We start from the raw sequence: 20748 nt of genomic DNA, 5'->3' as shown, positions 1-20748 counted from the left end.
TATCATTATCTCCTGTGACCAAATCCAGGTCCATGTCCCGGAGGTCCGAATCCCGGGCCGCCCATAGGACGTCCACCTTGTTTTCCACCAAATAAATTAAGACGATATATAAAATGAACCATACAATAACTGTAGATGGCATTATACTCTGTATCAGAACGCATGGCAGCCGAAATTACACGACTTATATTGCTCTGATTGCGTAATATATCGTAGAACTGTACGCTTACTGTTGCAGCATTTCCCTTGAGGAAATTCTGTGAAATCTGCGCATTCCATAAAAGTTCATCACGATTCATGGAAGCATCCGTGTAACCACGTCTGGAATTCTGTGACAAATCAGTAGAGATGGACATATTCCACGGAAGATTGATATTTGTACTTGCACCGTAAGAGAACTGATAAGTGTCCATATTGCTGGACTCCTGATAGCTGTTTCTTGAATGAGTATAATTGATAGATCCATTCAATGAAACTTCCCACCAGTCTGATCTGTATGTACCTCTCAAGCGCTCGCCAAGGCTTAACTGCTTGGTTATATTCTTATCTGAATTTGTGGTAACCTCCTTACTGCTGATATAACTAACCATATTACTATATCTGGTATTAGTAAATGTGTTAATTGTATATTTCTTGTTCTTCAAGGCAATGTTACCACCTACCATACCGAATATATTCCAGTTTCCGTTAATATTTTCAGGTCTGGTAGTATATCCTCCGGTATTTTCATCATAAGTTCGGCGGTTACTGATACTGTTAAGTGTATTGTTGTATGTAAAGAATGTCATACAACCTCTCTGAGTATCAACATTGAACGTATTATAATGAACACGCAATGTATTTGTAAAGGAAGGCTTCAGATTAGGATTTCCCTGTTTTACATTAAGCGGATCCGTATTGTCCTCAATAGGTAACAGATCTGTCATGCTTGGCTGTGAACTACGTCCTCTATAGTCAACCCTGAGCTGACTTGTTTTCGAAAACTTATATCTGAAGTCCAATGTAGGAGTGAAGTTAAACACCTTACGCACACTTACAGTATCCAAATCACCTTTCTTATAATCAAGTTTTGTGTTCTGTGGCTGTAATGAGACACCCAAGTTAAACTGAGACTTTTGGGTTATCCATTTATAAGACACATCAACCTGATGATTATAATAGTCATATGCTGCACTTTTACTTAAATCATCATTATAAGTACCATTTATATCTCCTGCTATGCCTTGAGGTACTGTCCATCCTTCGGGCATATCATAAGTGGAATTATCCGAGGTGTTTCTCTTATACTGGAAATTATAGCTGAACTGCAAGAACATATTCTTGAGTATAGGTTCGCTATATGAAACACGGGCACTGTAGCTGTAACTTTTTGTCGGTGTAGATATATAACGGTTCAATATTTCCAGTTGCTCTTCCGGTGTCTTCTGGAAATAATTGGTTTCAGATGTAGAGAATTGCTCTGATGTACTGTTTGTTACATTATAGTATCCTCTCAATGTTATATTTCTTCCAGCTTTACCAAGACGTCTGTTATACATCAATGAGGCTCCATGAGTAAGCGAATTTGAACGCGACAGACTGTTACGTATAATGGTGTTGATGATGTTCTCTTCAGGAACAAGTTCTGTCAAATCATCAGCATTGATAAGTTCGTCTGTAGAGAACACCGGATCCTGATTAAAGGTATATGTCTTTGAATCAGTTCCGTTGTCAGTATCTCCCAACTGAAATCTTGGACGGAAAAGCACCATAGTCATAGTGTCAGGATTCCATTCAATCCTAAAATCAGCCGTAAGATTAAGATTCTTATTATCTTGGATATTCATCGCATTTGTAAAAGAGCTTGAAGAACTGGACACAAATGTTTCAGAAGCACTTTTACTTCTTATATCCGAATTTTTCAGATTAAAGTTTACACTTCCGTTATTATGCCACTTCTCTGTTTCTGTAGCGAAGTTGAAACCTGCCATATGAATGGTGTTCAAGCCATTCTGACGTCTCCAACCGCCACCTCCCCCACCGCCGGGAAAGCCGTTGTCATTTACATTGTTTGACGAACCGATGACAGTAAACTGATTTCCACCATAAAAACGGTTTAAAAGGACTTTTGCACTATACCTATCCTGAGTACCACCAGCAACATCGGCATTACCAAACCAACCTTTGTTCATACCCGGCTTTACAGTAAGGTCAAGTACTGTTTCTTCTTCTCCATCCTGAATACCTGTAGCCTTTGCCATATCCGACTGCTTATCGTACGCACGAAGTTTATCAATAATGTTTACAGGCAAATTCTTCAGGGCAATATTAGGATCGTCGGCAAAGAACTCCTTACCGTCAATCATAATTTTGCTTATTTCTTTTCCGTTAATGGTTATTTTTCCGTCATCATCTATCTCTGCTCCAGGAAGTTTCTTAACCAGTTCCTCCAGTGCTGATCCCTCCGGCACTCTGTATGCAGAAGAATTATACACCAAAGTATCCGCCACTGCAGTTACTTCAGGAGCCTGTGCAACTATCACAGCTTCCTCAAGCATAATAGCATCAGAAGAAAGTTCTATATTTCCAACCGAAGCCTTCGGCTTTTGTCTGGTTATTTCGAAATCTTTAAAAACCGGCTTATATCCCACAAAGGACACTTTCAGCAAATACTTTCCTAACTTTGCATTTAGCGAAAATTTACCGTCCAGATCTGTAATATTACCGATTATCATAGTACTGTCCTTTGGTGACAACACTTGCACCGTAGCCTGCATTACCGGCATCTTATCATCAGCATCTACTACTGTTCCGGAAACAGTACCACGAGGAGTCCTTCCTTGTGAGAAGATTAACGAAGGGGTGAAAGCCCCCAACAAAAAACACAAAACCCAACTTTTCATAGTCCCAAAACTATCATTCCATATTTTAACAAATTATATTCAATACGCTTTTGATAGAGAAACTAAGAAAAGGTTTAATCCAGTAAACGTCATTTTAATTTTTCCTACCAAATTTTTTCTCTATTTTACGTTTTTGCACCAAAAACTCAAAGCATATAACATTCATTACCATATAATATATACCTACAGAATTATCGGCACTTTGATAATTCAAATCTGCAGCAGCCATTCCTAGCGCAATCAGATAGTATATTCCCCACAGAAACAAAGCAAATTTTGCAGCTTTCGCACGCAAAGACGATGTTATCTCATCCTCATCGACAGTCTTCGCAAAAAATATGAAAAACAATGAAATCCATATGACTGCTTTTGCTGCAAGTTTAGAATATATAAAACCTGCATCTGATGTTATCATTCCAAACATATACATAAGCATTGGAACAAATACAGACAATATAAGAAGTGTGTATCCCGCCACACGAAAACAAGTTGGAAAAAGTCCTTTCATAACTCTTATCATTTAGTTTTTAATTAGTGGTACAAAAATAATTATTTGTAAACGTTATAAAGTGATTTTCTAACTTTTTTTCTATTTTTGCCGTCAAATATGTAAAATCATGAGCAAACAAAAAATTATTATTTGCAAAGAACTGGAAGAAGATCTGAAAACAGTAATATCTTCTCATAAATTCGATAAACTGTTCATATTAACAGATAACCATACTTCACGTCACTGCCTGCCTTTGACCAAGAACATAGATTTCATACATAATGCCTCGGAAATCACCATAGGAGTTGAGGACACAAACAAGAATCTGGACACCTTAGCTTACGTATGGTCTGAATTAAGCCAAAGAGGAGCCACAAGACATTCCCTATTAATAAACCTTGGAGGAGGAATGGTTACAGACCTGGGTGGTTTTGCTGCCGCAACATTTAAAAGAGGAATACAATTCATAAATATACCTACCACGCTTCTATCAATGGTAGATGCAGCAGTCGGTGGAAAAACAGGAATAAATTTCAACGGTCTGAAGAACGAAATCGGAGCTTTCGCGCCTGCATCTGAAGTAATCATTGACAGTGAGTTTCTGAAAACACTTGACTATGAGAACATAATGTCAGGATATGCAGAAATGTTGAAGCATGGTCTTATAAGCAATTATGACAATTGGAAAGAACTCATACAATTCGATTTTTCAAAAGATATAGATTATAAATCATTACAGACACTAATAGGAAAATCAGTAGGAATAAAAGAGAACGTGGTTGAACAAGACCCGTTTGAAAAAGGAATTCGCAAGTCATTGAACCTAGGACACACGGTGGGACATGCTTTTGAAAGTTATTCTTTGCGTGGAAAAAATCATTCACTGCACGGATATGCAGTAGCATGGGGATTGGTATGCGAATTATATCTATCGCACATCAGAGCAGGTTTCCCTAGTGACAGGCTTCGACAAACAGTGACATTTGTAAAAGAACACTACGGCAAACTGGGTTTCACATGTAAAGACTACGAAACTTTATATGAACTCATGACTCACGACAAGAAGAACGAATCTGCCAATTCCGTAAACTTCACACTTTTGAGCGATGTTGGCGAAATAAAAATAAACCAGATAGTTTCAAAACAAGAAATTTTCGAAAGCCTTGACTTCTATTCTGAAACAATGGGATAATTGATTAACATGGTATAGACCATGGCATGGGCAAAACCAAGAATATAATTTGGTGTTTATAAAAAAAACACTAATTTTGCATCCGCAATTCGGGATGTAGCTCAGCCCGGTTAGAGTACGCGTCTGGGGGGCGTGTGGTCGCTGGTTCGAATCCAGTCATCCCGACTGAGAATAAAGCATTGATAATCTGATGATTGTCAATGCTTTTATTGTTTTATATAGTTTATACATCTACAACAATCGAATAAAGAAAATTGCAAACTAAATAAAAAACAAAGGAAAGTAAAATAGAACAATTATTTACTTTAAAGAAGTTTGAAATACTTGAATTTATAATATTATACAATTAAAAATTTTAAACATTCATATAATATATCATATATATAATAAAAAAAATCCAAGTCAATGAGCATAAACTAATTTTTATTGATTAAATTTGCGTCATTAAAAAAATATATCAGAAACTAATCACTATCTATCATGTTAACCCAAATAATTAACGCTCGTATTTTAACGCCACAAGGATGGCTTAAAGACGGTTCTGTAATAATTTGTGACAATAAAATCCTTGAAGTTACTAATTGCGATCTGGCTATTGTCGGCGCAAAAATAATTGACGCAAAAGGTATGTATATAGTACCTGGCGGTGTAGAAATCCACGTACACGGTGGTGGAGGTAGAGATTTTATGGAAGGATCGGAAGATGCATTTAGAGCTGCAATCAAAGCACACATGCAACATGGTACGACCAGTATCTTCCCTACTCTGTCATCATCAACAATCCCAATGATACGTGCTGCTGCTGCAACTACAGAAAAATTAATGCAAGAACATAACAGCCCTGTCCTCGGATTACACTTGGAAGGTCATTATTTTAACATGAAGATGGCAGGAGGACAAATGCCTGAAAACATAAAAAATCCAGACCCTGAAGAATATATCCCTCTGCTGGAAGAAACAAATTGTATAAAAAGATGGGATGCCGCTCCCGAACTTCCTGGAGCAATGCAATTCGCAAAATATATCACATCTAAAGGTATCCTAGCATCTGTGGGACATACTCAAGCTGAATATGAAGACATATTGACAGGTTATGAGGCCGGATATACACATGCAACACACTTCTATAATGCAATGCCGGGATTCCATAAACGCAGAGAGTACAAGTATGAAGGTACCGTAGAAAGTATATATTTGATTGACGATATGACTGTTGAAGTTGTAGCCGACGGTATCCATGTTCCACCGACAATTCTCCGCCTTGTACACAAGATAAAAGGTGTTGAAAGAACTGCATTAATCACAGATGCTCTTGCCTGCGCAGCAAGCGACAGTCAGGAAGCTTTCGACCCAAGAGTTATAATCGAAGACGGTGTATGCAAATTAGCAGACCGATCTGCGTTGGCTGGAAGTATTGCAACAATGGACAGACTGATACAGACTATGGTACAGAAAGCCGAAATACCTTTAGAAGATACAATAAGAATGGTATCTGAAACACCGGCCAGAATTATGGGAGTATTGGACCGCAAAGGTACACTGGAAAGAGGCAAAGACGCCGATATCCTGGCTTTGGACAGAGATCTTAACGTACGTGCCGTTTGGTCTATGGGAGAAATAGTAGAAGGTACAAATAAATTATTCTAAGAATCATACAAACTAATAATATCGATTATGCTTACTCAATTAATAAACGGACGTATCCTTACTCCACAAGGATGGATTATGGATGGCTCTGTACTCATTAGTAATGGTAAAATACTGGAAGTTACCAATAGCGATTTGGCTGTAATAGGTGCTAAAGTTATTGATGTAAAAGGAATGAATATTGTTCCAGGATTTGTAGGTATGCATATACACGGAGGAGGAGGCCACGATTATAACGAATGTACAGCTGAAGGATTTAACGCTGCCACTCACGCACATTTAATTCATGGAGCAACAACAGTGTTCCCTACATTGACTTCCACTTCATTCGATAATATCACAAAAGCAGCCGCTTTATGTGAGGAAATGATGAAAACCAACAAAGTAATACAAGGTTTACACATTGAAGGTCCTTACTTGAATCCTAAAATGGCAGGTGCCCAGTGGGGAGAATACTTATCAGAACCTAACAAAGACGAATATACACAAGTAATAAACTCAACTTCATGTATAAAAAGATGGGATATAAGTCCAGAAGTTCCAGGTGGTTTTGATTTCGGCAGATTCACTTCCTCAAATGGTATATTAACAGCAATCACACATACAGAAGCGGAATATGACGATATTAAAAAGGCATTCTCTGCTGGTTTCACTCATGCTGCACATTTTTATAATGCAATGCCGGGATTCCATAAACGTAGAGAATACAAATATGAAGGAACCGTTGAAAGTGTGTATCTGACAGACGGCATGTCTGTAGAAGTTATAGCTGATGGAAGACATCTTCCTGCTACAATATTAAAGCTAGTATATAAGCTAAAAGGTGTAGAACAAACCTGTCTGGTAACAGACGCATTAAAATACGCTGCATTTGACGGAGAAATTAATGACCCGCAATATGTTATCGAAAACGACGTATGTAAGCTGGCAGATCATTCATCATTGGCCGGAAGCCTTGCAACCATGGATAAACTGGTATGGACTATGGTTAAAAAGGCAGGAATTCCATTAGAAGATGCAGTAAGAATGGCTTCTGAGACACCGGCAAAGATTATAGGTATAGACGACAGAAAAGGAACTCTTCAAAAAGGCAAAGATGCCGACATCGTTATTTTGGACAAGGATACTAATGTAAGATGTGTATTCTCTTATGGAGAAATCGTTGAAGGCACAAACACATTAATACATTAATAGCCTTACATTCAACTATTTAATAAAATCTTTATTAGTATAGATAAACACACATTTGTAATATCTGGGATACACACTTCAAAGGTGATTATCCCAGATTTCTTTTTTTATTAATATTTTCCAATAAAAAAGTCTCAAATATTTTGCAGATTTAAAAAAAAGTCATACCTTTGCACTCGCAATCGGGAAACAACGATAGCAAATAGGATTGATTCGCTAGCTCAGCAGGTAGAGCACAACACTTTTAATGTTGGGGTCTTGGGTTCGAGCCCCAAGCGGATCACTCAGAAAATCAAGCGATTATCTCAAAAAGATAGTCGCTTTTTTCGTATTTATACGTTGGTTTGGAGCACGGCATGGGTGTCGGCGGGCGACACGGTCGACTCACGCGCGATGCGGTTGGCAAGTTCCTGCGTTTCTACGGGTTTGCCTACGGTGACGCTGCGGGGATACCACAGGTCGTTGATTGCTTGTTGTACACGCTTCCAAAAAATCATACAAACTTACTTTTTAGGTCTTCTGCCCAGTGCGGTCAAGACGGTTTTGCAACTTATTGATTGACAATGGATTCTGTTTTAGTCTCCGACGATATTCTCATTTGTCCCCGACGGGGTGCTCGTTTGTCCCCCACGAGGCGGTCGTTTGTCCCCGATGGGGAAACCGGGTGTCCCAGACGGCAAATCGTTTTGACTAATTCTTGACAAGAAGACGGGTTAAACATATTGCATTATTGTTTTATAATATCGGTTTTGCCCTATATTTCTATTTGATGACTTGATTCCCAGTTGACCAAGTTGCCTTTTGTGTCGGCTTCTTCTTGTTCAACGCCATAACCCCTACTAACGGATGTGGTACGTAGGCTTCTTCCAGATAGTTCATGTCATCGTCCGTCAGTTTCAAGTCAAGTGCGGCAACAGCTCCCTCGATGTGGTGCAGTTTGGTTGCTCCAACAACGGGCGAAGTGACTTTTTTCAGGAGCCATGCCAGAGCGACTTGAGTCATCGTCACGCCGTATCGGTCGGCAAGTTCGGCTACACGGGCAATGATGACGTTATCCTGTTCGGCTGAGGCATCGTATTTCATTTTTGCCACACCGTCTTCTTCCTGACGCTTGGATGTTTCACCCGGATGTTTCGATAAGCGGCCTCCCGCCAACGCACTGTATGGAGTAAGTGCAATGTTATCTTCTTCGCATAGGGGAACCATTTCACGCTCTTCCTCGCGGAAAATCAAATTGTAGTGACCTTGTACGGAAACGAATTTTGCCCAACCGTTACGCTCGGCTATGGCGTTGGCTTTGGCAAGCTGCCAGGCAAAACAGTTGGATATGCCGATGGCACGTACTTTACCTGCTTTTACTGCGTTGTTCATTCCTTCCAGGATGTCCTCAATAGGCGTGTTGTAATCCCACATGTGGCAGATGTACAAGTCCACGTAATCCATGCCAAGGTTTTCAAGGCTCTTGTTGAGCATACGCTCCACATGTTGTTGCCCAGTGATGCCTGCGGCAATTTCGTCAGCGGTACGTGGCAGGAATTTTGTTGCCACTACCACATCTTCGCGCTTTGCCAACTCACGAAGGGCTTTGCCGACATACTGTTCACTTGTGCCACTTTGGTAAGCGATGGCGGTGTCGAAGAAGTTTACGCCTAATTCCAATCCTCGCTTGATGATGTCTCGTGAAGCGTCCGGACCAAGAGTCCAAGTACAAGGTCCTTGTGTCGGGTCGCCGAATCCCATGCATCCCATGCAGATGCGTGATACGTTTAAGTCAGAATTTCCAAGTTTAATGTATTCCATAATGATATGTTTTTGTAATGAATAAATGCGTTAGTTTTTCCCTGCATAGACTTGTGTCATGCCCCCATCGACCGTCAATTCAATGCCAGTGATGTATTTGCTTAAATCCGATGCAAGAAACACCACAGCATCGCCCAGTTCTTCGCTTGTGCCGACACGTCCCAATGGGATTTCCGAAGCGACACGGTCGGCGTATGCCTGCACGTCGGCATGGCTCATACCTTGCACCACTTCATAGCCTTCGGTTGGTATCACGCCCGGACTGACTGCATTGACACGGATACCACGGCTTTTTAAGTCGGTTGTCCAGCTACGGGCAAATGAACGCACAGCCGCTTTTGTAGCGGCGTACAAGCCGAAACCGGGCAATCCCATATAAGCCGTAATGGAAGCGTTGAGGATGATTGATGCTCCGTCCCGCAGGACAGGCAGCATAGTTTGTACGGTAAGATATGTCCCCCATACGTTTACATCAAATGTGCGGTGGTAATCCGTTTCCGTAGCTTCTTCTAAGGGGATAGCTTTGCCTCCGCCCGCATTGGCAAAGATGATGTCGAGCGTGCCCTTTTCCTCCTTGATGATGTTTGCGAGACGTATCATATCTTCTTTGTTGGAAATGTACGCCTGCACTGCCTTTACGGAATTGCCAAGTCTCTCGGCAGCCTGTTCCAGTACTTCTTTGCGTCGTCCGGTGATATAGACGAACGCTCCTTCTTCTGTCAATCTCTTTGCGGTTCCGAATCCGATACCGCTGCTTCCGCCCGTTACAAGGGCAACCTTTCCTGTCAATAATTGTGTTGCCATACGATTTATTTTTGTTGGTTACGAATGTCCAATGTATGATGCAGACGTTCTCTGCCAATAGCCGCCTTTTCGGGCGACACTTCGTTTCCTACCATATCAAGAATGTCCCATAATTGTGCTTCTGTCACTCCGACATTCAATGCTCCGCCGTAATGAGATTCGACCATAGGTTCTCCGATAGCGGCAAGTGCGGACACGGTGGTTGTTTCCCGTTCGATGTACGTCAGCAAATCACGGGCGAAAAGGTCGGCAAAAAGATGTTCTTTCAGGCAAAAGTCCAGCAACGGGTTGAATCCGAAGAAACCGTTTCGCAGTTGTCCGGCTGTCATTCCGGCACAAAACATCTGCAATTTCTCACCTCGTGCATATTTACTTTCACTATCATCAACAGGTGAGGCTTCCCGGCCTTGCTTGTCGTGTATGCCGTTGTTTCGCCGTTCATTCACCAAGTTCATAAACACGATAGTTGCCCGACATGCCGGGGCAAATCCCAAGTAGGCATACAGATGCACGATTTCTTCGTTAATCTCGTTGATGGTCATGCCGAAATCCAAAGCTTCCGTCAAGACCTTTTTCAGCCCTTCCACATTAGTGGTGGTGACAGCCGTATAAATGGATATCTTGGCAATATGCGATTGCCGTTCTGTGAGGTGTTTGAGTTCCATCATTTGTTCTTTGTTTTAATTCGACGGTGCAAAATTAGAGTGTTCCCGGTGTAAACCTGTTATCCTGATTACCGAACGTTTGATACTGATTACTGAAAAGAGAAAATCAAGTGAAACAATTAGAAAACAAAGCATTATCTTTGCCCGCAAAATATAAAAACATCCAGATGAAGAAAGTAGAAAAGATAAATATTGATGCGTATAATAAGTATATGGGAATAGAAACCCTGCACCCGTTAGTGAGTGCCATTGATTTCTCAAAAGTAGAGCCTATACACAGTTTCCTGTTCAATATTGATTTTTATGCTGTATTTTTGAAAGAAACCAAGAACGGGACTTTGACCTATGGGAGGCAGTATTATGACTATCAGGAAGGCAGTATCGTCTGTATCTCTCCGGGGCAAGTTATCGGTGCGGAAGCGACAGAAGAAATATTCCAACCCCAAGGATGGGGACTGCTGTTCCATCCCGATTTAATATTGGGAACATCATTGGCTACCAAAATGAAGAAATATACCTTCTTCGCCTATGACGTGAATGAAGCCCTGCACTTGTCCGAACGGGAACGGCACATTATTCTTGATTGTTTTAATAAGATAATGGAAGAACTGAATCATCCGATAGACAATCACAGCCAAACATTGGTTTGTGTCTATATCGAGCTGCTGTTGGATTATTGCACACGCTTTTACGAGCGTCAGTTTATCACCCGTAAAAAGGTCAATTCAAACCTGCTTGTCCGTTTCGAGAAGCTGTTGCAAGACTATTTCAATTCCCGTCAACCGATGCTGTCCGGTTTGCCTACCGTAAAATATTTTGCGTCTGAGCTGTGTCTTTCACCTAACTATTTCGGAGACTTGATTAAGAAAGAATGTGGTAAATCCGCGCAGGAATATATCCAAGACACAGTCATCGCCATAGCTAAAGACCGTTTGCTTGACACGACAAAAAGTATCGGGCAAGTAGCGGAAGAATTAGGATTCCAATACTTGCCTTATTTCAGCCGGATGTTCAAGAAAAAAGTTGGGAAAACACCGGGAGAATATCGAGGTCAGAAGGCTATATGAAAATAAGAGAGTGTGCCGAAATTGCCACACCCTCTATTTGCTTATTCCTTCACCTTCAATCCGTCGAACACTTCGCTCATCTCCATTCCGTCCAATGCCTCGTCGATGGCAAGCGGGGAGAATGCCATCAGTCCAACACCTAATTCTTCGAGCGTGTGGACAGTGTCTTATGCCAATGCGCCATCATCGAATAACAGTTCTGCACGGCAGCCACCAGGCAAGGACTTGGGGGCAACGTTTTTGTCAGGCACGACCATCAGCAACTCGCTGACGGAATTGTACCTGCTGTTCAAGTACCTGCGTCCGAAGGCGTTGGAGAAGCAGGACATCCGCTGCTTCGACGCATGGGCGGCGATATTCGCCAAGAAGACGACGGACTTCGAGTTCAACGTGACGAACAACATCGTGCAGAAGGGACGCTTCCGCTACTTCATCAAGGTGCCGGAACTGGCGGCGTTCTACAACGAGATAACGGACTACCGCACAGCGGAGGATGTGGGCGTGGACCGTCCGCACAAGAACGAGATACTGCACAACATACCTCCCACGCCCGACCAGGAATATTTCATCAAACAGCTGATGGAATTTGCCAAGACGGGCGATGCCACACTGCTCGGCAGATTGCCGTTGTCGGAAACGGAGGAAAAGGCGAAGATGCACCATGTTGTATTCTGAAGTGATGATTGCCGTATGTTCGTTTATCGGGGTCATTCTTGTACTTTCGTAGCTCTCTATCCACTCCTTTAGTGTTGCCACATCACAAGTATCGGTACACATCATATCCAAAATTCCGATAGGGTCGCTGAATGTCACAATCAAAGTATCATAGTATGCTGTCATAATCTGTCCTCCTTTCCTTTTATCCATTCGTCACGCAGTTGTCTGCACTCCTCCAATGTCGGTCTCACGCAGGAGAAAAGTTCTCCGTCCGTGTGTCGGTAATCATATTGGAAAAGGGTTGTTCTTTTCCGTCTGATAGTCGTTTGGTACTTTTCGTACTTCTCGAGGGTGTGTCAAAATTCATTTTTTGAAAAAATGAACTTATAATTTGAAATTTGAGCACCCTAAAAGAGTAAAAAAGGGCCGCATCATTACTCAATACAGAGTTTGATACGGCTCCTTTTAAATATTATAGTTATAATCTGTAACTTTAGGGAGTAGTCATTTTAGTTTTGACACACCCTCCACTCCGTTGATGGTCATTCTTGTTGTCATGGTAGTCATTTATTAAAATTCAACAATCAACAGTCGGTTCTCCATTACCTTTTCGGGGTCGGTTATCATCCTTTGGGCTACCCAAAGGTGATGTGCTCCGAAGCCGTAGGCGAACAGCCTTCCGAAGTTCTCGTTTTCTGAAAGTTTCGCCATTGAATTGCGGATTTCCTTTTCGCTGAAACTCAAGGACAAGGTGTTTATCAGACTGACAAAGATGTCGGTTACTTTCTCGTCCCATAATATCAGTATGTTTTCTATCTTTATTTCCATATCATGTATATTTTGAAGTCTATAAATCAAGCACTCATCCGTTTGCGGATAAGTTCGGCATTGCTCTCTACAAGGCTGATGATGCGGTCGTGGTATTCGGTATTGGAATTGCATACACCTCTGCTCTGTACCACCTTGAATGTTGTCAGTGAAACCTCCACCGTTTCAATGCGTTTGCCGTCAATGGTTGCGGATAGGATAAGGGAGTCTGTCCTCTTGTGATAGCTTCCCACACAATGGTGCATCAGTTTTCCTTCAAGTTGCATTTCCGCCACACTCTCAATGACCTTTACAAGAATAAGGTTGTCGGTAAACACAAGTCCGAAAAACTTGCCTTTGGACTTCAGATAATTCTTTTCGTCCTTGACCAACTGCTCCCTGCGTTGCTCCGCTCTTTCCCTTTCAATCTGTTCTTCGCGTTTTCTGACAAGTCGGTCATGTGCCTTTTTCAAGTCTGTCGGACAAACATATTTTGGGCAGTGGGTGTCTTTCCCGAAATGTCTGAGCAGTCTTACAAGGTCACACCACATGGAGGCATCCGCAATATGATAGCCGTTTCGGATACAGATTTTTATGGAGTTCCAATATTCATGTAAATTGATATTTGATATGACGGCATATCTGAACATTTCTGTCTGTCCCGCTTTAAGCAATGTTTCCTTTTTGCTGTCGGTCATAATGGCGGTAAAAATTCGTATGGGGTCAGTTCGTGGAATGCTCCCTTGAAGCCGTTCCGCCTTAATTCGGGAATGATGCGCATTGCCGGATAAGTCTTGTATGCGTCTATGTTGTATGCTTTCAGCATCTTGTTGCTGCGTAAATCCATATCGCTCCATTCAGTCCAAAGGTCATAGTACATCGTGTGCATGGCTCTCAGTCGGGCAATAACTTCGGTCTTTCCGTTTGGGGCAATCCACCATTGCACCACCTCCCTTATGGAATACTCTGCCTTCTGTTCCACCTTGTATGTTGCTCCTACCATAAAGTAGCGCAACACTTGATAGCCTTTTCGGGTCGTAATGATTTCATAATATGCGCTGCCCCTGAAAACTCTCTTTCGGGTATCAAGTATTTCAAGTTCCTTTCCGCAATGGGGACAGCTACAGCCACATATAGTTTCCGCAAGAGTGTGTCCGCCTTTCCAGCGGTGTCCACATTCCGAACAAGTGATAGTTCCGCCTTTTGTGCGGTAGGCATGATGCTTGAAGCAATGTTCAAAAGCGTATGCTTTCTGCTTGTCTGTCAGTTCGGGCAGTCCGCTTGACAAACGGACTACCTCTTTCTGTATGCGTGTTCTCGGTTTCATATCAAAAATCAAATAATGAGGGTTGGACTTGTGTTTCTTTTTTCGCTGTCGGCTTGTTGCGGTTCTGTAGCTTTTGGAGTTCCATCTGCTGATATTGGGCAACCGCCTTTCTCCTTGCTTCCTGCTTTTCCTCTTCTGTCAGTTCCACCACATGGTTTACAACTACTTGACATTGTATAGGCTTGCCTACTTCAATCTCGTTTTCATCGTAATAGTGAATGGCTTGTCCGTATATCTCTCCGTCTGAAAAGCCGTTGCAACCGCTTTTCTGCACATAGTTCAGAATGTATGTGACACAATCGTCTATGTTCTTGGCTGGGTTGCGGTAGCTTTTGGCGAATAGTTCATCTTCCGCTGCTCTCTGCTCCAAAAACATCTGTATGGTTCGTTTGAAATGGTCTGTTCCTTTCATCATAATCTCAAATTTTAGTCGGGTTGTCGTTCAAATAAAGTATCTCGCAATCTTCCACTTCTGTGGGAAGTCCGAAAAGGGGGTAATGGATGAAATAAGGCTGTGCGTTCCCTTCTTCATCTGTGAGGGGTGAAACATCTTGTACTTGCCATTGCTTCATCCATCTGTCTATTGTCTGAACTTCATCGTCTGTGAGTGCGGTTGCATCGCCATTGATGATATAGGCTAAACTCCATGTGGGTATCTTTTCCGTTGTCCTGTTCATATCCGTTCCTTTATGTGGTCAGACAATCTCTTGTAAAATCTCCGTGTGGTATTGTGGGGGGCATTCCACCAAAAGAAAACCGATAAAATCCTTTCTCGCTTCCTTGTTGAGTTCGTGGTATAGCCTTCTTAGGGTTGAATGGTTGCCGTTGATGTAGGTTTCCACCATATACTCAAAGATGTTGTCCACCTCGTAAAATCTGCATTGCTGCGCTGCTGTCTTGCTGTATCGTTTCATAATGTTATGCTTTTGGGAGTTAATTCAAAGTGTCAGTAGCCATAGGAAAAAGCCGAAAATGGCAATGAGAAATATGATGAATACCATTACATTGATAACCATTCGGAATACTCCACAGACTATTTCTCTGATGATGTACCAAAGGATATTGACTATCCAAAGGAAACAGCGCAACAGAAATGCGAATACTGCAAGTCCAATGGATTGCGCTGTCTGTCTTATGTTCATTGCTGCTGTCATTTTGGGTGTCGTTTGTCAAGTTCTACAATTCTGTCAATTCTTCCGTACAATATCTTGCGGAGTGCCGTCTTGTCCATAGCCTTGTATTCTCTCCATTGTCCGTACTGGCTTACAAGGAATGTCCTCAGTATGTCGGAGAAGTCAAACCGCCATCCTTGCAATGGTATCGCACTTTTGAAATAGGTATTGCCGTTTACCTTTTCGGTTATCCAATTCTTTTCCTCTCTGTTCAGCACCTCGCCATTATTCACTTTCATACGAAGTCTGTAAACCTTGCACTCATGTAGGCTTTCCAATGTCGGAACTTCCCACTTCACGAATTTTGTTGCTACTGCTGCTTCCATATCCATTTGTTTTTATTTTTAATGCGGATTCGAGAGCTGAGGGAGTTGAGTTTCCAACCTTATATGCCTCCCGTTTATCCGACATTTTTTTAATGCGTCTTTCTGTCGCTTCGGTCGTTTTCGTTTCGGGTGCTTCAAAAAAGGTAGGGAGTGGGTAGAGCAAGGGTTTTCAAAGAAAAAATACTACCCGCAGGGCTGGAGATTTTTTCTAAAAACCATTGAGCATCCCAATCCCGGATTTACCTTTGCACCCAGAACGGGAACGATCCACCTGATGCGACTGCCTGAAAGACCATCAAAATGGAGGTAAACGGATGTGGAGGCATATTGGATATGAAATGTTCCGGGAAAAGAAAGAAAGGAAATGTCAAAAAAAGGGATACGGCGAAAACGTGAAACCGGCAAACATTCCAAGAAAGTATGTTGCAACCGTGTGGCTAAACCTGTTTAGTTATGCGGTTGCAATTTTCTTTCCGGTTTGCCGTCATGGGTAATGGCACTTTTCATTTATGGAAGGTGTGGTTACCCATGACTTCCGTTTTCGATTAGAGGAACCGACAAAAAAAGAAAATCAACAGGTGACAGCCGTAAAAGCACCGCTTGTGGCATAAGCAAAAAAAGAAAGGGGCCTTGCATCATCAGTCTGAACATGGTTCAGGCGTGACGCAAAGCCCTTTTCTATGCTTATGCAATAGTAGGAACATGATCGTCAATTTATTGATGATCATGTTCCTACGAATAAATTCGCTTTTACGGAAAAACTTGTCTGTGGAGCTTAAAAAGCTGGATTTTTATTTCAATATATGCCATTAAAGTGCTACTTTTGCATACGAAGAGTTCTTTGAAGGTTACGCAATGCGCAGAAGAATAAAACAGCAGATAACTAACTAATTCGTAACTTATTACTACTATGAGTTGGTAACTGCAACTCATTTTCAATCACTTAGACCTTTTTCGTAATTTCTTGAAACAAATATTATGACAGAAGGAAAGAAGAATATCATTATGAGTATTAACACTGAAAAATTTGCAAAGGATTTACAAAAAGAAGAAAAGACATTAAAATCTCTTCAAAGAACCAATGCCAATGAAGCGGTAATTGATGCACAGAAGCAAGTTATCAAAGACTTACAGGAGAAATACGATGATTCGTTAATTCAATAAAATATTACCTTTGCCTACAATAATAAAAAAAGAATACAATGGAAACAAACGGTTATCGTCTCCTTCTTCCGGAAGGAACTCTTGATTACTTCAACATATCAGATGTTAAGGAAAGCAGTACTGAAATAGTAATTTATCTTGAAGAGAAGAATGAAGTTCCCAAAGAATACTCTGATAGTAAAGTTGAGGGTAAGGGCTTTTATGATCCGGTAGTTGTACAAGACTTTCCAATCCGCGGGAAGAAGGTATTTCTAAACATCCGTCGTCGCAGATGGGTCTTAAAGGATGAGAACCGCTATGTAAGCCGTAACTGGAAACTGGTTGCCCAAGGCAGCCGTATGACGCAAGAATTTGCGTCTTTTTTAAAAGAGTTATATTGATACGCTTCCCGTCAGCTGTAAGCTTTTGGGAACACTGTTCGGTATTGACGGTGAACTTCTTGAAAGGCAGTACCGCAATCATCTGAGCGGATATTTGAAATGGAACCAACTCCCGCATGCAGAAGAATGGGTACTGTTTGAGAAAAACATCGGAGCATACGTAGGGATAGACGAAGTGTGTCTTTCGCGCGGTGAATTATATACCATATTGATTAACAAGGAGAAAAGAGGAGGTGCCGGAAGTATTATCGCCATCATAAAAGGTACTGACGTAAAGACTGTCACATCCATCCTTCTAAAACTTCCCAGACGCAGACGTTTCCAGGTAAGGGAAATAACACTTGATATGGCTCCCAATATGGAACAGACGGCACGTATATGCTTTCCTGCTGCGCGTCGGGTTACAGACCGTTTCCATGTACAGAAGCTTGCTTATGAAGCCGTTCAGGACATGAGAGTTAAAGCCCGTTGGGAAGCACTTGATGAAGAGTCCATACAAATAGCACATGCAAAGGCATGTGGAAAGACATATCATGCTCCGGTATTTGAGAACGGAGATTCAAGAAAACAGCTGTTGGCCAGAAGTATGTATCTTCTGTATAAGAAAGAATCATTATGGACCGAATCACAACGTGTTCGTGCCGGTATCCTGTTCAGAGAGTATCCGAATATAAGGAAAGCGTACTATCTTTCCATGAGATTAGGATTGATTTATCATCAGTGCAGACATAAGGATGTAGCCTTGACAAGGCTTGCCAGGTGGTATGACGAGGTGGACAAATCAGGATTCCTTGCATTTGGAAGAGTAGCAAGGTCAATACAGACACATTATCTTGAAATAATAAACTACTTCGAAAGACGTTCTACGAACGCTGCATCAGAATCTTTTAATGCGAAAATAAAGAACTTTCGCTCACAATTCAGGGGAGTGAAGGATAAGGCTTTCTTTCTGTTCAGACTATCGAAAATTTATGCCTAATTTCAAAATCCCTCAGATTTTTACGTTGATCCGAATTAACTCCTCAGGTTTTTACGTTGATCCCCAACGTTACCCTATCAAATACACCAATAAAAAAAATAGAGGAACTAACTTAATCATAAAACTAAAGTTAATTCCTCTATTTCGTGCGCCTGATAGGACTCGAACCTACACGTCTCACGACACCAGATCCTAAGTCTGGCGCGGCTACCAATTACGCCACAGGCGCGTGAGAAGCTTTATTTCTCATTTGCGTTGCAAAGGTACGCATTTTTTTTACATTGACAAATTTTTCAACTATTTTTTTTCAAGAAATTGCATGCAGCTTCTATTATAGTGTCTTTTCCACGCAAAATATCTTCTTCAGTCATATCCACATGTATGTCCGGCTCAATACCAAATTCTATCTGATTCATTTCAGCATCATACATTGGGGCTGCAGAAAACCTTATAGACCATCCGTTAGGTATTTCCGAAGAGAATGGCAATCCAGAACCACCACCGGTTTTATCTCCTATTATTGTGACAAGAGGCATATTCTTCATACAATTCACAAAATCATTTGTCGAACTATATGAACGCCTGTTTGTTAAAACAACAGCATTTCTTTGCCATCTGACTCCATTGGAAGGTTCAATATACACCGGTTGGGGCGATGAAAACTCATTATGTCCGGGCCCAGTTTTATGAGACATATATCCGACATGAATTTTCTCATTGGTAAATCTTGAAGCTAATTTCTGGGCCGTCGTAAGATTTCCTCCCCCATTATTCCTAACATCAATTATCAACCCGTCGCACAATTCCATCTCCTTCAACATGTAATCAAGATTGCCATCACCTATTCCGTTAGAAAAACTTGAGCAATACACATAGCCTATATTGTTCTCCAAAATCTGATATGTAAGTCCGGAGGTATTTACATAATCTTTTCCCAGGTAATTACTCTGAATACTGTCGCTGAAATTACGTGGATAAGAATCAAACCATTCTCTGTATTGAGAAGTTCCATAAGCACTACTAAGATTAACATGACCATCACGCAACTCGTTTACCATTTCTGACAGCACTTCAAAAAGGTTATAGCTGGACATATCGGATGTTATCCGTTTGGAATATCTCAAATAAACCTCATCCCAGTCCAATCCATATACATCATTCTTATAGTCAAGAAAACAGTACTGTTCATCAATAATTCTCCACAAAGATTCGAAGTTTGCCTGTGGGGTGTTGCCTGAAACATCTTCTCTGATACACGAAGAATACAACACTGATAAAAAGACACAAAGCAATATTATAAACAAAGAATTATTCCTGCTATTCATACCAAAAATCATTTAATCAAAATGGAGTAACCTTGGATGGAAGACTGATTTTGTTCTTTCCCCGTATAATAGAGAAATTTCTTACAAATCCAATCATAAAATTGTGCGAATAGAAATGGCTTTTTAAGTTATTTACTTTAGCTTGTTGTATATCGCACAAATATCCTGCACGCATTATTGTCTTGCCTATAGGAAAATCTAATGTCAACATTTGTCTAAACGTGGGAGCGTTATGAAATGAAGTAAACAAGACATTGCTGCCACCATGTTTCAGCGAAAATATTTCATAATAGGACTGACCATATTCAGGTGAAAACATAATACCCATAAAAGGTAAATTAGCCTGATATCTTAAAGTCATAGGATATCTGAAAATCCTGAATTTATATATCACCATAGCAGAAGCATCAATACTTCCATATACTTTGGCTTGTGCCGGATTATTTGAGTTACGTGTGTTGTATATAAAACCGCAATTCAAATCTAACATCGGTCCAAACAAAATCTTCAGATTTTCATCAACCTTATACTGATAATGAAGAGCATAAGTCCAATTAAACATTCCTGAATATGATTTTGAGGATTTTGAGATATTCTCTGCAGATGAACAGTTGACCTGTATCACACGTTGGGCAGACACCTTACCTCCCATAAGCCTGGTCATGCGCATATTCTCGTGCATAAACCTCAGTTCAGGTCCACGATATTCCAAAGGGGAAAGATATGTATCATATACATTGGATATTCCCGCACCTATCATTACGGAACGTACTATGTATTTCTGATGAGATAAAGTATCCTGCGCCAATACTTCGGCGCAAGACACAAATAATATAATCAGAGTTGATATATAACCATATATTCTATTCATAA

General features: G+C 41.1%; 20 protein-coding genes, 3 tRNA genes and 5 pseudogenes. 10 read left to right on the top strand and 18 right to left on the bottom strand.

What is annotated here, in order from left to right; genetic code table 11:
- Positions 1-5 precede the first annotated feature (5 nt).
- Together OCV82_RS04010 and OCV82_RS04005 are read right to left on the bottom strand one after the other, a co-directional pair.
- Positions 6-2882, bottom strand: coding sequence for a TonB-dependent receptor (locus OCV82_RS04010; RefSeq protein WP_154043227.1), 2877 nt, complete (start codon positions 2880-2882; stop codon positions 6-8).
- Between the two features lie 94 nt (positions 2883-2976).
- The gene (locus tag OCV82_RS04005) at positions 2977-3390 is read right to left on the bottom strand and encodes a hypothetical protein (protein ID WP_154043226.1); all 414 of its coding nucleotides are present in this window, start codon (positions 3388-3390) and stop codon (positions 2977-2979) included.
- Positions 3391-3499: 109 nt separating this feature from the next.
- On the opposite strand from OCV82_RS04005, the gene aroB reads away from it, so the two are divergent.
- From aroB to OCV82_RS03980, 5 genes are all read left to right on the top strand, one after another.
- Positions 3500-4564 (top strand): 3-dehydroquinate synthase, encoded by a 1065-nt coding sequence (gene aroB / locus OCV82_RS04000; RefSeq protein ID WP_154043225.1) that lies wholly within the window; start codon positions 3500-3502, stop codon positions 4562-4564.
- Positions 4565-4654: 90 nt separating this feature from the next.
- Positions 4655-4729: transfer RNA gene (locus OCV82_RS03995), tRNA-Pro, on the top strand.
- Positions 4730-5044: 315 nt separating this feature from the next.
- On the top strand, positions 5045-6211 hold the full coding sequence (gene nagA / locus OCV82_RS03990) for an N-acetylglucosamine-6-phosphate deacetylase (protein WP_154043224.1): 1167 nt from the start codon (positions 5045-5047) through the stop codon (positions 6209-6211).
- Between the two features lie 27 nt (positions 6212-6238).
- Positions 6239-7402: an N-acetylglucosamine-6-phosphate deacetylase gene (gene nagA / locus OCV82_RS03985; protein WP_154043223.1), complete on the top strand. Its 1164-nt coding sequence runs from the start codon at positions 6239-6241 to the stop codon at positions 7400-7402.
- Between the two features lie 210 nt (positions 7403-7612).
- Positions 7613-7685 (top strand) — tRNA-Lys (locus OCV82_RS03980).
- 61 nt (positions 7686-7746) lie between these two features.
- Here the strand turns inward: OCV82_RS03980 and OCV82_RS03975 are convergent.
- The 4 genes and pseudogenes from OCV82_RS03975 to OCV82_RS03960 form a co-directional block, all read right to left on the bottom strand.
- Positions 7747-7899: pseudogene (locus tag OCV82_RS03975) on the bottom strand (HU family DNA-binding protein); the annotation flags it as partial.
- 265 nt (positions 7900-8164) lie between these two features.
- A complete protein-coding gene (locus OCV82_RS03970; protein WP_154043222.1) occupies positions 8165-9202 on the bottom strand; it encodes an aldo/keto reductase in 1038 nt (345 codons plus the stop codon).
- 30 nt (positions 9203-9232) lie between these two features.
- Complete coding sequence (locus OCV82_RS03965) at positions 9233-10006, bottom strand: SDR family oxidoreductase (RefSeq protein WP_154043221.1); 774 nt, start codon at positions 10004-10006, stop codon at positions 9233-9235.
- Between the two features lie 5 nt (positions 10007-10011).
- A complete protein-coding gene (locus OCV82_RS03960; protein WP_262542897.1) occupies positions 10012-10572 on the bottom strand; it encodes a carboxymuconolactone decarboxylase family protein in 561 nt (186 codons plus the stop codon).
- Between the two features lie 266 nt (positions 10573-10838).
- On the opposite strand from OCV82_RS03960, the gene OCV82_RS03955 reads away from it, so the two are divergent.
- Both OCV82_RS03955 and OCV82_RS03950 read left to right on the top strand, forming a co-directional pair.
- Positions 10839-11738, top strand: a complete 900-nt coding sequence (locus OCV82_RS03955) for a helix-turn-helix domain-containing protein (RefSeq protein WP_154043219.1) — start codon at positions 10839-10841, stop codon at positions 11736-11738.
- Positions 11739-11954: 216 nt separating this feature from the next.
- Positions 11955-12395, top strand: a pseudogene (locus tag OCV82_RS03950) (hypothetical protein); the annotation flags it as partial.
- Here the strand turns inward: OCV82_RS03950 and OCV82_RS03945 are convergent.
- The 9 genes and pseudogenes from OCV82_RS03945 to OCV82_RS03905 form a co-directional block, all read right to left on the bottom strand.
- Positions 12375-12578, bottom strand: a pseudogene (locus tag OCV82_RS03945) (DUF6956 domain-containing protein); the annotation flags it as partial. The pseudogenes OCV82_RS03950 and OCV82_RS03945 sit on opposite strands and share 21 nt — an antisense overlap.
- Positions 12575-12742: pseudogene (locus OCV82_RS03940) on the bottom strand (DUF3873 family protein); the annotation flags it as partial. The pseudogenes OCV82_RS03940 and OCV82_RS03945, both read right to left, overlap by 4 nt.
- A gap of 223 nt (positions 12743-12965) precedes the next feature.
- Positions 12966-13223 (bottom strand): hypothetical protein, encoded by a 258-nt coding sequence (locus OCV82_RS03935; protein ID WP_022232584.1) that lies wholly within the window; start codon positions 13221-13223, stop codon positions 12966-12968.
- Positions 13224-13249: 26 nt separating this feature from the next.
- Positions 13250-14529, bottom strand: a pseudogene (locus OCV82_RS03930) (PcfJ domain-containing protein).
- Position 14530: 1 nt separating this feature from the next.
- A complete protein-coding gene (locus OCV82_RS03925) occupies positions 14531-14941 on the bottom strand; it encodes a PcfK-like family protein (protein WP_022217992.1) in 411 nt (136 codons plus the stop codon).
- Between the two features lie 7 nt (positions 14942-14948).
- Positions 14949-15206: a DUF6926 domain-containing protein gene (locus OCV82_RS03920; protein ID WP_154043218.1), complete on the bottom strand. Its 258-nt coding sequence runs from the start codon at positions 15204-15206 to the stop codon at positions 14949-14951.
- 18 nt (positions 15207-15224) lie between these two features.
- Complete coding sequence (locus OCV82_RS03915) at positions 15225-15443, bottom strand: hypothetical protein (protein ID WP_013619456.1); 219 nt, start codon at positions 15441-15443, stop codon at positions 15225-15227.
- A gap of 24 nt (positions 15444-15467) precedes the next feature.
- Positions 15468-15683, bottom strand: a complete 216-nt coding sequence (locus tag OCV82_RS03910) for a hypothetical protein (protein ID WP_053398753.1) — start codon at positions 15681-15683, stop codon at positions 15468-15470.
- Positions 15680-16027: a hypothetical protein gene (locus tag OCV82_RS03905; RefSeq protein ID WP_013619458.1), complete on the bottom strand. Its 348-nt coding sequence runs from the start codon at positions 16025-16027 to the stop codon at positions 15680-15682. Before OCV82_RS03905 ends, OCV82_RS03910 begins: the two co-directional genes overlap by 4 nt.
- Before the next feature lie 978 nt (positions 16028-17005).
- Between OCV82_RS03905 and OCV82_RS03900 the strand changes: the two genes are divergently transcribed.
- Genes OCV82_RS03900 through OCV82_RS03890 form a run of 3 tightly spaced genes read left to right on the top strand, consistent with a single transcriptional unit; the run spans position 17006 to position 18550 of the window.
- Entirely contained in the window at positions 17006-17191 is a 186-nt protein-coding gene (locus OCV82_RS03900; RefSeq protein ID WP_154043217.1) for a hypothetical protein, read from the top strand.
- Between the two features lie 38 nt (positions 17192-17229).
- On the top strand, positions 17230-17571 hold the full coding sequence (locus OCV82_RS03895; protein WP_154043216.1) for an ISAon1 family transposase N-terminal region protein: 342 nt from the start codon (positions 17230-17232) through the stop codon (positions 17569-17571).
- Between the two features lie 25 nt (positions 17572-17596).
- Positions 17597-18550, top strand: coding sequence for an ISAon1 family transposase (locus tag OCV82_RS03890; RefSeq protein ID WP_449500944.1), 954 nt, complete (start codon positions 17597-17599; stop codon positions 18548-18550).
- A gap of 147 nt (positions 18551-18697) precedes the next feature.
- Here OCV82_RS03890 and OCV82_RS03885 read toward each other — a convergent pair.
- The 3 genes from OCV82_RS03885 to OCV82_RS03875 all read right to left on the bottom strand — a co-directional run bounded on the left by OCV82_RS03885 (position 18698) and on the right by OCV82_RS03875 (position 20746).
- Positions 18698-18779 (bottom strand) — tRNA-Leu (locus OCV82_RS03885).
- Between the two features lie 64 nt (positions 18780-18843).
- Positions 18844-19875, bottom strand: coding sequence for a S41 family peptidase (locus OCV82_RS03880; RefSeq protein WP_154043215.1), 1032 nt, complete (start codon positions 19873-19875; stop codon positions 18844-18846).
- Between the two features lie 16 nt (positions 19876-19891).
- Complete coding sequence (locus OCV82_RS03875; RefSeq protein WP_154043214.1) at positions 19892-20746, bottom strand: DUF3316 domain-containing protein; 855 nt, start codon at positions 20744-20746, stop codon at positions 19892-19894.
- Positions 20747-20748: the final 2 nt, after the last annotated feature.

It is taken from the genome of Bacteroides cellulolyticus (genome assembly GCF_025567135.1).
GTDB classification, from domain to species: Bacteria; Bacteroidota; Bacteroidia; order Bacteroidales; family Bacteroidaceae; genus Phocaeicola; species Phocaeicola cellulolyticus.
The sequence above is the reverse complement of the archived record's forward strand: the minus strand, read 5'-3'. Positions and strand labels throughout refer to the sequence as shown.